Below are 12,768 nucleotides of genomic sequence, written 5' to 3'. Positions count from 1 at the left end.
CCATGCAGGAGAATGAGGTCAGGACGGAGCTGGTCATCCCGGCGCCGATCGACGACGTGTGGCGCGTGCTGGTGGACTTCGCCGGGTACGCGGTGTGGAACCCCGTGATGGAGTACACGCAGGTGGACGGCTTGCACACCAAGGTGAGGGCGGCCAAGGGCACGCCGTTCGAACGCGACTTCGACGGGGAGATCATGTCGATGAAGCCATACGCGCTGACTTCCCAGGGTGGCGACCCGGAGACCTTCTTCGGGCGCCACCGCTGGGAGCTCAGCGAATCCGGCAGCGGCACACGGCTGGTGAACGCCGAGACCTTCACCGGCACCATGGCCGCGGACGTGCTCGCGCAGACCCGCACGGTGCTGGGGGCGGAGTTCGAGGCCTTCAACGAGGCGCTACTGCGGCGCGTCTCCGGATAACCGCCCCCGCACCTCGAAGGCCGCCCGCGCCCAGTCCTCGTCGTCACCACCGGTGTCGGCACCGTCGTCGAGGAGCAGCGTGCCGGCCACCACCGCGAGCTCGGGCCAGCGGTCCGCACCCTGCTCCCGCACCACCGCCACCAGCACCGCGAACGCCCGGCCGAGCAGGCCTCGGTCCATCAACTCGCGATAGCGGTCCAGCGCACCGTCGGGCAGGGAGGCCGCCACGTCCGCCAGCTGGGCCGTGGCGCGCCGCCTGTGCTCCTCGCACCTGGCCACGTCCTCGGCGGGCGCGGTGATCTCGGACTCTCCCAGCACGGCGAGCACGAACATCCCGTGGAACAGCCATTCCTGGAACGCTTCGTCGCTCGCCCTGCGGTCGTCCCACACCGGGCTCTGGTGCACCAGCACCTTGGCCTTGCCCAGACTCATGCCTGCCGCGACGGCCACGACGCGCATGCACTCGATCTTGCCTGCTCCACGTTGCCTGAGCCGGGCGAGCACCTCGTCGTGCCCGGCCCCGTTCGCGATCCACGAGCGGGCCAGGTCGACGAACCGGTCGAGCTCCGGCAGGGTCACTACTTCGGCTCTTCGCCGACCAGCGTCTCCAGCGCGTCCAACGCACCCACCAGCGCCGAGATGTGTTCCGGCGTCAGCTGTTCGATCCGCCGCTGCAGCTCGCGCACCCGCGCGGACCGCACGCCGGACACCATCGTCTCGCCCTCGGGTGTCGGGGTGGCGAGCCAGGCGCGGCCGTCCTGCGGGTCGGGTTCGCGCTTCACGTACCCGGCCTCGACCAGGGCGGCGACGATGCGCGACAGCGTCGGCGGTGCGACACCCTCCTTGTTCGCCAGGTCTCCCAGGCGCATGGGGCCGCAGCGTGCGAGGGTGGCGAGCGCGGAGACCGCGCCGGGGCCGAGTCCGGGGGAACCGGTGCGTCGCAGCAACCGGGCCAGCCGGCCGATCGCCAGGTACAGACGCGCGGTCGCGTCCTCGACCTCGGCGTCAATGGGGGCCGTCACGGCTTGTCGTCCTCCTCGGCGGGATTTCAGGTAGTGGTCGATCATCCCCCAACACGTGAGTACCCAAGGTAGCGACTCAGAGACCCGGCGAAGACGCTTGGGCCCAAAAGCGCTGCGGAATTCGTCCGGCCAAGCGCGCCAGCCGTCCGCCCTCGACCGCACAACGCATGGCGGCGCCCATCCGTTCCGGGTCCTGCGCTCGTGTGACGGCGGTCGCCAGCAGCACCGCTGAGCAGCCGAGTTCCATCGCCAGCGCGGCGTCGGAGGCGGTGCCGATGCCCGCGTCGAGAACTACTGGAACAGAAGCACGAGAAGTGATCAGCTCGATGTTGTGGGGATTCCGGATGCCCAGTCCCGTACCGATGGGAGAGCCCAACGGCATGACGGTCGCGCAGCCGATGTCCTGGAGCTTGGACGCCAGCACCGGATCGTCGTTGGTGTAGGGCAGGACGACGAAACCGTCGTTCACGAGCCGCTCGGCCGCGTCGAGCAGCTCGACCGGGTCCGGCAGCAGGGTCTCCTCGTCGTGCACGACCTCGAGCTTGACCCAGTTCGTCTCCAGCGCCTCGCGCGCCAGCTGGGCGGTCAGCACGGCCTCGGCGGACGTGCGGCAGCCCGCGGTGTTCGGCAGGACCTCGATTCCAAGGCGCCGCAACAACTCCAGCACACCGGTCTGACCGGCGGCGTCGACCCGGCGCATCGCCACGGTCGTCAGCTCGGTACCGGACGCGACCAGGGCCCGTTCCAGCACCGAGAGGTTCGCGGCACCGCCGGTGCCGGTGATGAGCCTGGACCGGAACTCCCGGCCCGCGATGATCAGCGGATCGTCCACGTCAGCCTCCCTGGACCGCGGTCAGCACCTCGACCACGCCGCCGTCCGGCACGATCGTCCTGTCCCACAACGCCCTCGGCACCACCGCGCCGTCGAGCGCCACGGCCACGCCCTTCTCGGGGGCTCCCACCAGCGTCACGACCGCGGCCACCGACGTGCCCTCGGCCAAGTCGCGGGAGGTCCCGTTCACCTGTGCCTTCACGAACTTCCTCCCTTGGCGCCGCGACTGGCGGCCTTCGCCCCGTCTTCGGCGGTCAGACGGGTGCCTCGCGGTGCCGGCCCCGCGTCCTCATCCTGGTTGGCTGTGGGCGTGGGGCCGGTGCCGCGCGGCGCCTGCAGGAGCCGAACCACGAGCTGAGCGGTGTGCGGGGCCAGCAGCAGGCCGTTGCGGTGGTGGCCCGTCGCCGCGATCACGCCGGGCTCCAGCCACCGCACGACCGGCACGTTGTCCGGACTGCCCGCGCGGAACCCCACGGCGGCCTCGGTCAGCGCGTACTCGGCGATGCCCGGCAGCACGGTTTCCGCGTCCCGCAACAGGTCCCGCACGCCCGCGACGGACACGTCGGTGTCGAACCCTGCCTCGTACTGGGTCGCGCCGACGACCAGTCCGTCGTCCCGCGGCACCAGGTACACCGGGCGACCCGAGACCAGCGCGCGGATCGTGTGACGCGGTGGCGGCAACGCTCCTGGCCGGTGCGTGAGCCGCAGGATCTCGCCCTTGACCGGCCGGATCACGTCGCGCAACGCCGGGTGCAGCTGCCCGCTCCACGCCCCGGCCGCGATCACCGTGACGCGTCCCTCCACTGAGGACACCACCCCGGCGTCCCGGCAAGCCTTCCACAGTGCGGAAAGCAGCACCCTGTTGTCGACGGCCAGGTCGCCCGCCGCGTACACACCACCGCGCACCGCCGGACCCAGCGAGGGTTCGAGGGCGCGGATCTCCCGCGACGTCAGCAACTCCCCGGCGTGCCGCAGATCGGCGAGGTCACCGGGTTGCGTCCCGACCGCCAGCGTCCCCGCCTCGAACAACGGGACACCCACGGACGCGGCGAACGAAGGCCACATCGCCAGGGCCTCGACCCCCTGCGCCACCACGGCTTCCTCACCGGGCCAGGCCTCCGTCAACGGGGCGAGCATCCCGCCGGCGACCCGCGATCCCGCGTGCGGTGACCCGTGGTCGAAGACGGAAACGGAGAACCCGGCACGTGCCGCGGCGAGAGCCACGGACAGCCCGATGACACCGCCACCCAGGACGGTCACTTCCACACTGCTCAAGGCATTCACGCTCCCTGCGCCGGCATGACCCGGATCAGGTTCGACGGTCGGAGCGAACCACGCTCCCTCTCAGCCCGGTGTTCTCCAGGCTCCCGTGCGGACCGACATCAACATAACGGTTAACGTGCGTACGTGCCAGGACTCGACGGAAACCTGATCAGGCAACGACTCGCCGACGCGACCCTCTACCTCTGCACGCCGAACAGGCCTGATCTGGCCGAGTTCGCGGACGCGGCGCTCGCGGGCGGCGTCGACATCATCCAGTTGCGGGACAAGTCACTGGAGGCGAAGCAGGAGATCGAGGCGATCGAGATCCTCGCCGAGGCCACCGAACGCCGCGGAAAGCTGCTCGCCGTCAACGACCGCGCGGACATCGCCCACGCCGTCGGAGCCGACGTGCTGCACCTCGGCCAGGACGACCTGCCCGTCCCGCTCGCCCGCCGGATCATCGGTGACGACGTGGTGATCGGCCGGTCCACCCACGACGTCGGCCAGATGACCGCGGCGGCGCGGGAACCCGGCGTGGACTACTTCTGCACCGGCCCGTGCTGGCCGACCCCGACCAAGCCGGGCCGTCCGGCGCCGGGACTCGACCTCGTCCGGGCCACCAGGACGGACCGCGCGTGGTTCGCGATCGGCGGCATCGACCTCACCAACCTCCACGAGGTGCTCCAGGCGGGAGCCACCCGAGTGGTCGTCGTGCGGGCCATCACCGAGGCCGAGGACCCCCGCAAGGCGGCCGAGTCGTTCAAAATTGAACTTAGTAGTTGAAATTTGAACTAACAGGCGTACTCTCGAAGACGTGAGCGCACCTGTGCTGTACCTGAGCCACGGGGCTCCCCCGCTGGCTGACGACGAGACGTGGACCAGAGAGCTCGAGGACTGGTCCGCCACCCTCCCGCGCCCGGAGGCCGTGCTCATGGTCTCCGCGCACTGGGAGGAGGCGCCGACCACCATCGGCGCGACCACCACCGTGCCGCTGGTCTACGACTTCTGGGGCTTCCCGCAGCGCTACTACGAGGTGAAGTACGAGGCTCCGGGCGCACCGGAGCTCGCGAACGACGTCCGCAAACTGCTCGGCGGGCACGTCGAGCAGGACGAGCAGCGCGGGCTCGACCACGGCGCCTACGTGCCGCTGAAGGAGATGTTCCCGGACGCCGACGTGCCGGTGCTGCAGATGTCGATGCCCACGCTCGACCCGCGCGAGCTGCACGAGATCGGCCGCAAGCTCGCGCCGTTGCGGGACCAGAACGTCCTGATCGTCGGCAGCGGGTTCATGACGCACAACCTGAGCTGCGTGAACTTCCCGGCCGGACCTGACTACGAGCCGCCGTCGTGGTCGAAGGAGTTCGACGACTGGGCGCACCAGCAGCTCGCGAACGGCGACGTCGACGCGTTGCTCGACTTCCAGCAGAAGGCGCCGGCCGCCGGCATCGCACATCCGAGGACCGAGCACTTCGCACCGTTGTTCGTCGCCCTGGGCGCGGCGAGCGACGAGAAGGCCCGCTCCACCGTCGACGGCTTCTGGTACGGCCTGTCGAAGCGATCGGTGCAGTTCAGCTGAGCCGCCCGGGAAACGCGAAAGCGCCGCGACACCAGCAGGTGCCGCGGCGCTTTCAGCTCAGGACTAGCCCCGCGTGAGGGTCAGGCCGTAGCGCGACAGGATCGGGTTGAGCGGCTGGAAGTACGTGGTGCCACCGGACGAGCAGTTGCCCGAACCGCCGGACGTCACGCCCTGGGCCTGGCCGAAGCCGGACCCCGCCACCCACGAACCACCCGAGTCGCCACCCTCGGCACAGGCGTTGGTGCGGGTGAGGCCCCGGACCGAGCCCTGCGGGTAGTTCACGGTCTGGTTCTTCGCCTGGACGGTGCCGCAGCGCCATCCGGTCGTCGAACCCGAGCGGCAGATCTGGGCGCCGACAGCGGCCTCAGTGTTGCCGCGGACGATGACGTTCGCGCCGCCGTAGCGGTTGACCCACGGCCGCGAGGTCCAGTTCGCGTTCGTGCGGACGTGCGCGTAGTCGTTGCCCGGGAAGACCGACGCCGCGAACGTGCCCTGGGCGACGCGGTTGAAGCCCGACACCGCGGTGCCGGCCCGGCCGCAGTGGCCCGCGGTGACGTAGCCACCGGTCACCGAGAAGCCGAGTGAGCAACGGCCGCCGCCCATGTAGATGGCGTCACCGCCGCGCGAGTCGTACAGCGGGGTCGGGCTCTCGGTCACCTCGGCGACCTTGACCGCTCCGCTGATGGACTTGGCCGTCGCGATCCACTGGTCGGAGGCCGCGTCGCGCACGTTCTTGTTGACCTCGACGACGACGCTGTTCGACTGCTCGTCGACGCGCCAGCTCGTGATCGCCGCGGGGGCGGTCATGAGGTCGAGAACGGACTTGGTCCCGCTCAGCTGGGTGAGCGAGTTCGAGACGACCTTGGTGTCCGCGCCGGTCACGGAGAGTCCCGGCTTGGTCACCGCCACGGTCAGTCTTCCGCTCGCCTGGTCGATCCAGGCTCCGCCGAACGCGTCGCCCAGCGAGGACTTCGCGGACTCCGCAACTTGGCCTGACTGGGCGTCATTGGCCAACCGGACGCGTGCCTGGTCTGCGTTCAGGCCCAAATCACGCTGGACCGCTTGGAGCAATTCGGCCGGGTAGCTCTCCGTATCGGAACCGGTTGGGGCGACTGGTGCGGCAGGCGCGCCAAACGCCGGTACGCTGAGAGCAGTCACGACTCCGGTGGCGAGCAACACGGCACCGGTAACACGGGCCGCACTCGTGCGGTTCATCAAGACGTCTCCCTCACTTTCGGGTGCAGGGGAACCCGAGAGATCGGTTGCAGGGACCTCTCTCGGGGGCTCTAGGGGGACGGGTGGTGGGGCGGCGGCAGGGGTCGCCCCACCCCTCCCATCCCTTGTTGCCTCTCGAAACCAGTGCCGGCGCCGGGCTCAAGCGGCCGTGCCACGAGCCTCATCGCGCCTCCTCCCGGTCTCTTTCGGCCAGAATCCTTACGCCCGTTCGAGTGAAGTTGCGGACCTCTTGGCTATGACGCCCCGCCTCGAACGTGAACGAAGTGTGTCACAGCTCACGACAGATCAACTGCGGCGCGTAGCAATTGACAGTTAACTATCGCTCAACGTAGTGACGTGATCACCGAATGGGGTCAGGCGTGGACGACGGCGTCGAGCTGTCCGTCGGCTGTCGGGATTCTGTCGTCGACGGGGGCGTGGTCGTCGTGGTGGTGCTGTCCGAGGACGGCGGCTGACTGGACGTGCTCGGCGGAACCGTGACGGTCTCCGTCTCGGTCTTCGTCGTCTCGGTGTGCGTTTCGGTTCGGGTGCTCGTGGGCGATGTGCCCGGATCGGCCGTGACGGGCTTGCCCGTGACGAGCTGGACGCTCGTCATCGTGAGGACGGTCACCACGAACACGAGCACTCCGCCGACAGCTATTACCTGCCAACGCTTCTCGCGTTCCATCGACCGTTGGTAGAACACGGCGCCGAGAGTGGTGACGACGCTCGCGAGAACGGCACCCACGATGGTGCCGACGAGGTTGAGGCGAAGGCTCAGCACGGCCGCGGTGGCGGCGGCGAGCACACTCGCGATGAGCTTGACGGGGGTGATCTTCTCCTTCTCAGACATGACACACGTAGGACGTTGGGCACAGTTCACCGGTTGTGCCCCGGTGACGTGCATCATCGACGCATGCGCCTGGTGACCCTCGAAGACGTCCAAGCGGCCGCCGCCGCGATCGCCCCGCATGTCGTCCGCACCCCGTTGCTGTCGTTCGACTCCGGGCTGTGGATCAAGCCCGAGTCACTGCAGCCGATCGGTGCGTTCAAGCAGCGCGGCGCGGTGAACGCGTTGTCCCGCATACCTTCCGAGGACCGGCCGCGCGGTGTCGTGGCGTACTCGAGCGGTAACCACGCGCAAGCGGTCGCCCACGCCGCCAAGGTCCTCGGCATGCCGGCCGCGATCGTCGTGCCGGAGAACACCCCGCAGCTCAAGATCGACGCGACGCGGGCGCACGGCGCGGAGGTGTTCGTCGTCGGCATCACCGAACGCGAGTCGCGCGCCTACGAGCTCGTCGAGGAGCGGAAGGCGACGCTCATCCCGCCGTTCGACCACGCCGACGTGATCGCGGGCCAGGGCACCATCGGGCTGGAGATCATCGCCGATCTTCCCGACGTCGCGACGGTCCTGGTGCCGGTGAGCGGCGGCGGACTGATCTCCGGCGTCGCCGCGGCGGTGAAGTCGTTGCGCCCCAACGTCCGCGTGATCGGTGTCGAGCCCGAACTGGCCGGCGACACGGCCGCGTCGTTCGCCGCCGGTGAGCGGGTCCACTGGGACGCGCATGATCGCGCCCGGACCGTCGCGGACGGACTGCGCGCCGAACCGTCCGAGCTGACGTGGGCGCACATCCGCGAGTACGTGGACGACGTCGTGACCGTCTCCGAGGACGAGATCCGGGACGCGGTGAAGCAGATCGCCCGCCGCACGCGGATCGTGTCGGAGACGAGTGGGGCCGTCGCCGTCGCCGCCCACCTGAACCGCGATCTGCCGGCCGGTCCGGCCGTCGCGATCGTCTCCGGGGGCAACATCGAGCCGGCCCAGTTCGCGTCGATCCTCGGATGATCGCGCTCCCAGAAATCCGTTCGGCCGCGACGGTGATCGCACCGCACGTGGTGCGCACACCGTTGCTGCCGTTCGGTGCTGGATGGATCAAGCCGGAGAACCTGCAGCCGGTCGGCGCGTTCAAACTCCGGGGTGCGCTCAACGCGCTGGCACGCCTGGAGAACCGTGCCAACGGCGTAGTCGCCTACTCCAGTGGCAACCACGCGCAGGCCGTCGCGTTCGCCGCGCGCCTGCACGGTGTGCCCGCCGCGATCGTGATGCCGGACAACACGCCGGCGGTCAAGATCGAGGCCACGAAGGCCCTGGGGGCCGAGGTCTTCATCGTCGGCATCACCGAACGGGTCGAGCGCGCGGAAGCCCTGGTCGCCGAGCGCGGCGCCGCGCTGATCCCGCCGTTCGACCACCCCGACGTGATCGCCGGCCAGGGCACCATCGGCCTCGAGATCCTCGCCGACCTGCCGGACGTCGAATCCGTCGTGGTGCCGATGTCCGGCGGTGGGCTGATCTCCGGTGTCGCCACCGCGATCAAGTCGCTGCGTCCGGACGTCCGGGTGCTCGGGGCGGAGCCCGAACTGGCAGCCGACATCGCGGAATCGCTCAAAACGGGCGAACTGGTGCGCTGGGACCCCCTGAAACGGGCTCAGACGGCCGCTGACGCGTTGCGGGACGAGCCCTCGGCACTCACCTGGGCCCACATCCGCGCGCACGTGGACGACGTGATCACGGTGTCGGAGGGCGAGATCCTCACGGCGGTGGCTGATCTTGCCCGCCGGGCGCGGCTGGTCGCCGAGCCGAGCGGGGCCGTCGCGGTGGCCGCGCAGCGGAAGATCGGGGGCGGGGGTGTCGCCGTCGTGTCCGGCGGCAACGTCGATCCCGCCCTACTGGCGCGCCTTCTCGCCACCTGACCGGATGTGCGTGGGCGGCCCCTCCACCCCGCAGTGCAGGCACTCCCCGGGGTGCGGGGCGTCCTGCTGCTCCGGCGCCGCCGACAGCACGCCGTTGTCCACGCCGAACGCCAGCACGCCGCCGATGATCGCCGCCACCGCGCACAGCACGAGCGCCATCTGCCACCCCGCGGTCATCACGACGGGGTTCGCGTAGTCCTCGCCCATCAGCCCGACCGCCGCGGGCAGCACGGCCATCGCGAGCAGGCTGCCGGTGCGGGCCACGGCGTTGTTCACGCCGGACGCCACGCCGGCGTGGTGATCGGGGGCGGAGGCGAGCACGGTCGCCGTCACCGGTGCCACCACGATCGCGAGGCCGATGCCGAACACGAGCACACCGGGCAGCACACCGAGGACGTACGAGGCACCGGGAACGGCGTTGCGCAGCAACAACATGCCCAGCCCGACCAGGATCGGGCCGACGATCAGCTGCAACCGCGGCCCGTGGCGCTGGGCGATCTTCCCGGACGTCGAGGACGCCAGCAGCATGATGATCGTGATCGGCACGCTCGCGAGACCCGACGCCGTCGGCGAGTACCCGAGCGAGATCTGGAGTTGCAGCACGAGCAGCACCATCACCCCGCCGAGCGCCGCGTAGACGAGGAACGTCACGACGTTGGCGACCAGGAACGTCCGGTCGCGGAACAGCTCCGGCGGCACCAGCGGGTCCGCGGACCGCTTCTGGACGAGCCCGAACGCGATCATCGCGGCCAGGCCGGCGGCCGCCAGCACGTACGACTGCTCGACGAGCCCGCCCGTCAGCAACGCGAGCCCGACCGCGCCGACCAGCGCGGACAGGTAGTTCGGGTGCCCGGACGACTCGTCGCGCGACTCCGGCACGAACCGCAGCGCGAGGAACACGCACAGCGCGGCCACCGGCAGGTTCACCAGGAACGCGAGCCGCCACGACCAGGCCTGCACGAGCAGCCCGCCGACCAGCGGCCCGACCGCGGTGGCCACACCGGACAGCCCGGACCACGCGCCGATCGCGCGGGAACGGTCCTCCCGGTTGAACGACGACTGCAGGATCGCGAGCGCTCCCGGCGTCAGCAACGCCGCGCCCACGCCCTGCAGCACGCGTGCCGCCACCAGCACCGGCACGTTCCACGCGGCACCGCACAGCAGCGACGCGACGCCGAACCAGATCACGCCGACCACGTAGACCCGGCGCCGCCCGAACCGGTCGCCGAGCGAGCCGGCGACCAGGATCAGCGAGGCCAGTGCGAGCAGGTACCCGTTGAGGATCCACTGCAGGTCGGTGACCGACGCGCTGAACTCCGCGCCGATCCGGGGCAGCGCCACGTTGACGATCGTCCCGTCGAGCATCGCCATGCCCGATCCGAGGATCGTCGTGGTGAGCACAAGACGAGCACGTGGCGTGCCCCAGGCGATCAAGACGGCCGGTTCAGCGTGGCGACGAACTTGTAGCGGTCGCCGCGGTAGACCGAACGCACCCACTCGATCGGATTGCCCTCGGTGTCGAACGAGTGCCGCGACAGCAGCAGCATCGGCAGGCCGATGTCGGCGCCGAGCAGCTCTGCCTCTTCGGGCGAGGCGAGCGCTGTCTCGATCGTCTCCTCGGCGTGTCCCATCTCGACACCGAACCGCTCGGACAGCACCTGGTAGAGCGAGGCACCGGGCGCGAGGTACCGGCGCAGACCGCGGAAGCGGCCCAGCGCGAGGTGCGTCGTCTCGATGGCCATCGGCTCGTTGTCGGCCAGGCGCAGCCGGTGCAGGCGCAGCACCTTCGCACCCGGACGCACGCCCAGGTACCGGGCGAGCTCCGCCTCCGCGGGCATCTCCGAAGCCTCGATCAGCTTCGACGACGGCACACGACCCTGGGCCCGCATGTCCTCTGTGTACGAAGACAGCTGCAACCTCTGGGCGACCTTCGGTTCCGCCGCGAAGGTGCCCTTGCCCTGCACCCGGAGCAGCCGGCCTTCGACCGTCAGCTCGGCGAGCGCCTGGCGAACGGTCGTCCTGGAGACGTCGAACTCCGCGGCCAGCGACCGTTCCGTGGGGATCGGCGAACCGGGCGGCAGCGCCCTCAACAGGTCGAGCAGGTGCCGCTTGAGACCCCAGTACTTGGGTTCGCGTTGTGCACGCGTCCTGGCGTCCACGCCTGATGCAGGCGTCGTCTCCAGCATGGCCTCCTCCTCGCACTCCACGTCACGCAACACAAGGATGCCTTGTCCGTGTCGATTCGTGCGTCCGAACCCCCGACATCGGCCTCGAAATTCGTCCGATGACTTCGCAACGTCTTGGCAACGCGCTTGACAGACGCGGTGACGCAGCACACGCTGTTCCGCATTGGTCTACACCACTTGGACGTTCCGGCTCAGTGCCGGGCTTGGTGAAAGGGCGCGAACTGTGAAGGGCTGGAGAGGACTCGCTGCTGGTGCCGCCGCGCTGGCAGTGGCCGTGTCAGGCTGTGGCACGAGCACGAACAGCGGTAGCAGCACGGAGACCAAAGAGATCACCGTGTGGCTCATGGACGGCTCCGCGCCGACGACCCTGACCGACGCCTTGAACAAGGAGTTCGAGTCGGCGAACGGGATCAAGGTCAAGTACGAGGTCCAGAAGTGGACCGGCATCCAGGAGAAGCTGACGACCGCGCTGGCGAGCAGCACGCCGCCGGACATCATCGAACTCGGCAACACCCAGACGGCGAGCTTCGCCGACCAGGGCACCCTCGCGGACGTCACCGCGGACGCGGGTCAGTTCAACGGCGGTGAGTGGCTGGGTGGCCTCAAGGACTCGCTGACGCTGAACGGCAAGCAGTACGGCGTTCCGTTCTACGCCGCGAACCGCACCGTCATCTACCGCACGGACCTGCTGCAGGCCGCGGGCGTCTCGGCGCCTCCGACCTCGCGTGCCGAGTGGATCGACGCGATCAACAAGCTCAAGGCCGCCAACGCGTCCAACCCGGACTTCCAGGCCCTGTACCTGCCTGGCCAGTCCTGGTACTTCCTGCTGTCCCTGATCTGGGACGAGGGCGGCGACATCGCCAAGCAGGACGGCGGCAAGTGGACCGGCGCGCTCGACACCCCGCAGGCCAAGGCGGGCTTCGAGGCCTACAAGGCCCTCTACGACGCGTCGGCCACCAAGAAGGCGCCGGCTGACATCGACGAGGCGAAGCCCCAGCAGATGGAGATCTTCGGCACGGGCAACGTGGGCATGATGGTCGGTCTCCCGTGGGAGCTGACCGGTGCCGTGAAGGCCAAGCCGGAGCTCAAGGACAAGACCTCGGCGTTCCCGATCCCGTCCAAGAAGGCCGGCTCGACGTCCCCGGTGTTCCTCGGTGGCTCGAACCTCGCCATCCCGGCGTCGTCCAAGAACACCGACGCCGCGAAGAAGTACCTGGCGCTGCTGTCGTCCAAGAAGTACCAGGAGATGCTCGCCGAGGGCGGCGCGGTTCCCGGTACCTCGAAGGACACCGCCAAGCTGGCCACCAACGCGGTCGGCAAGGCCATGGCGGCCTCCTCCCCCAACGGCAAGGTCACCCCGGTGACGCCGAAGTGGGCGGCCGTCGAGGCGGGCCAGAACCCGCTCAAGGACGCGCTCACCGCGTACCTGACCGGCGCGAAGACGCTGGACCAGGCGACGAAGGACGCGAGCGACGCCATCACCAAGGCCATGGCCTAGCCAAGC

Annotated in this window: 15 protein-coding genes and 1 riboswitch; of the genes, 6 read left to right on the top strand and 9 right to left on the bottom strand. The window is 69.6% G+C overall.

What is annotated here, in order from left to right; genetic code table 11:
* The first annotated feature begins 2 nt into the window (after positions 1 to 2).
* Positions 3 to 419, top strand: coding sequence for an SRPBCC domain-containing protein (locus PV646_RS13375; protein WP_500341726.1), 417 nt, complete (start codon positions 3 to 5; stop codon positions 417 to 419).
* On the opposite strand, the gene PV646_RS13370 is transcribed toward PV646_RS13375, so the two are convergent.
* The 5 genes from PV646_RS13370 to PV646_RS13350 all read right to left on the bottom strand — a co-directional run bounded on the left by PV646_RS13370 (position 396) and on the right by PV646_RS13350 (position 3,539).
* Entirely contained in the window at positions 396 to 998 is a 603-nt protein-coding gene (locus PV646_RS13370; RefSeq protein WP_500341725.1) for a hypothetical protein, read from the bottom strand. The two genes, PV646_RS13375 and PV646_RS13370, sit on opposite strands and share 24 nt — an antisense overlap.
* Positions 998 to 1,441, bottom strand: coding sequence for a MarR family winged helix-turn-helix transcriptional regulator (locus PV646_RS13365; RefSeq protein WP_229693556.1), 444 nt, complete (start codon positions 1,439 to 1,441; stop codon positions 998 to 1,000). The genes PV646_RS13370 and PV646_RS13365 overlap by 1 nt, the downstream gene beginning before the upstream one ends.
* Before the next feature lie 76 nt (positions 1,442 to 1,517).
* Positions 1,518 to 2,273, bottom strand: a complete 756-nt coding sequence (locus PV646_RS13360; RefSeq protein ID WP_500341724.1) for a thiazole synthase — start codon at positions 2,271 to 2,273, stop codon at positions 1,518 to 1,520.
* Position 2,274: 1 nt separating this feature from the next.
* Positions 2,275 to 2,475, bottom strand: a complete 201-nt coding sequence (thiS, locus tag PV646_RS13355) for a sulfur carrier protein ThiS (protein WP_030480600.1) — start codon at positions 2,473 to 2,475, stop codon at positions 2,275 to 2,277.
* Positions 2,472 to 3,539 (bottom strand): FAD-dependent oxidoreductase, encoded by a 1,068-nt coding sequence (locus PV646_RS13350; protein ID WP_500342386.1) that lies wholly within the window; start codon positions 3,537 to 3,539, stop codon positions 2,472 to 2,474. Before PV646_RS13350 ends, thiS begins: the two co-directional genes overlap by 4 nt.
* Positions 3,540 to 3,542: 3 nt before the next feature.
* Positions 3,543 to 3,654: riboswitch (TPP riboswitch) on the bottom strand.
* Positions 3,655 to 3,680: 26 nt separating this feature from the next.
* On the opposite strand from PV646_RS13350, the gene thiE reads away from it, so the two are divergent.
* Positions 3,681 to 4,319: a thiamine phosphate synthase gene (thiE, locus tag PV646_RS13345; RefSeq protein ID WP_500341723.1), complete on the top strand. Its 639-nt coding sequence runs from the start codon at positions 3,681 to 3,683 to the stop codon at positions 4,317 to 4,319.
* 31 nt (positions 4,320 to 4,350) lie between these two features.
* Positions 4,351 to 5,112, top strand: a complete 762-nt coding sequence (locus tag PV646_RS13340) for a dioxygenase family protein (RefSeq protein ID WP_500341722.1) — start codon at positions 4,351 to 4,353, stop codon at positions 5,110 to 5,112.
* A 63-nt stretch (positions 5,113 to 5,175) separates the two neighbouring features.
* Here PV646_RS13340 and PV646_RS13335 read toward each other — a convergent pair whose 3' ends face one another.
* Positions 5,176 to 6,327 (bottom strand): S1 family peptidase, encoded by a 1,152-nt coding sequence (locus PV646_RS13335; protein ID WP_500341721.1) that lies wholly within the window; start codon positions 6,325 to 6,327, stop codon positions 5,176 to 5,178.
* Positions 6,328 to 6,688: 361 nt separating this feature from the next.
* On the bottom strand, positions 6,689 to 7,180 hold the full coding sequence (locus PV646_RS13330) for a hypothetical protein (protein ID WP_500341720.1): 492 nt from the start codon (positions 7,178 to 7,180) through the stop codon (positions 6,689 to 6,691).
* A 63-nt stretch (positions 7,181 to 7,243) separates the two neighbouring features.
* Here PV646_RS13330 and PV646_RS13325 point away from each other — a divergent pair, with 63 nt between their 5' ends.
* On the top strand, positions 7,244 to 8,173 hold the full coding sequence (locus PV646_RS13325; RefSeq protein WP_500341719.1) for a threonine ammonia-lyase: 930 nt from the start codon (positions 7,244 to 7,246) through the stop codon (positions 8,171 to 8,173).
* The gene (locus PV646_RS13320; protein WP_500341718.1) at positions 8,170 to 9,078 is read left to right on the top strand and encodes a threonine ammonia-lyase; all 909 of its coding nucleotides are present in this window, start codon (positions 8,170 to 8,172) and stop codon (positions 9,076 to 9,078) included. Before PV646_RS13325 ends, PV646_RS13320 begins: the two co-directional genes overlap by 4 nt.
* Here PV646_RS13320 and PV646_RS13315 read toward each other — a convergent pair.
* Both PV646_RS13315 and PV646_RS13310 read right to left on the bottom strand, forming a co-directional pair.
* Positions 9,052 to 10,479: an MFS transporter gene (locus tag PV646_RS13315; RefSeq protein WP_500341717.1), complete on the bottom strand. Its 1,428-nt coding sequence runs from the start codon at positions 10,477 to 10,479 to the stop codon at positions 9,052 to 9,054. The genes PV646_RS13320 and PV646_RS13315 overlap by 27 nt on opposite strands.
* Positions 10,480 to 10,508: 29 nt before the next feature.
* Positions 10,509 to 11,264 carry a GntR family transcriptional regulator gene (locus tag PV646_RS13310; protein ID WP_030480591.1) on the bottom strand — a complete coding sequence of 252 codons (756 nt, stop codon included), beginning with the start codon at positions 11,262 to 11,264 and terminating at the stop codon, positions 10,509 to 10,511.
* Between the two features lie 223 nt (positions 11,265 to 11,487).
* Here PV646_RS13310 and PV646_RS13305 point away from each other — a divergent pair, with 223 nt between their 5' ends.
* Positions 11,488 to 12,762 (top strand): sugar ABC transporter substrate-binding protein, encoded by a 1,275-nt coding sequence (locus PV646_RS13305; protein ID WP_500341716.1) that lies wholly within the window; start codon positions 11,488 to 11,490, stop codon positions 12,760 to 12,762.
* Positions 12,763 to 12,768 lie beyond the last annotated feature (6 nt).

It is taken from the genome of Streptomyces sp. ID05-26A, from assembly GCF_033794685.1.
Classification (GTDB): domain Bacteria; phylum Actinomycetota; class Actinomycetes; order Mycobacteriales; family Pseudonocardiaceae; genus Lentzea.
Note: the sequence above shows the minus strand (reverse complement) of the source record. Positions and strands in the feature narration are given on the sequence as shown.

Bases quoted from the DNA above. Each gene is read 5' to 3' on its own strand.
- PV646_RS13375 (WP_500341726.1), top strand. From the start codon at position 3: ATGCAGGAGAATGAGGTCAGGACGGAGCTGGTCATCCCGGCGCCGATC.
- PV646_RS13335 (WP_500341721.1), bottom strand. From the start codon at position 6,327: ATGAACCGCACGAGTGCGGCCCGTGTTACCGGTGCCGTGTTGCTCGCC.
- PV646_RS13330 (WP_500341720.1), bottom strand. From the start codon at position 7,180: ATGTCTGAGAAGGAGAAGATCACCCCCGTCAAGCTCATCGCGAGTGTG.
- PV646_RS13325 (WP_500341719.1), top strand. From the start codon at position 7,244: ATGCGCCTGGTGACCCTCGAAGACGTCCAAGCGGCCGCCGCCGCGATC.
- PV646_RS13320 (WP_500341718.1), top strand. From the start codon at position 8,170: ATGATCGCGCTCCCAGAAATCCGTTCGGCCGCGACGGTGATCGCACCG.
- PV646_RS13310 (WP_030480591.1), bottom strand. From the start codon at position 11,264: ATGCTGGAGACGACGCCTGCATCAGGCGTGGACGCCAGGACGCGTGCA.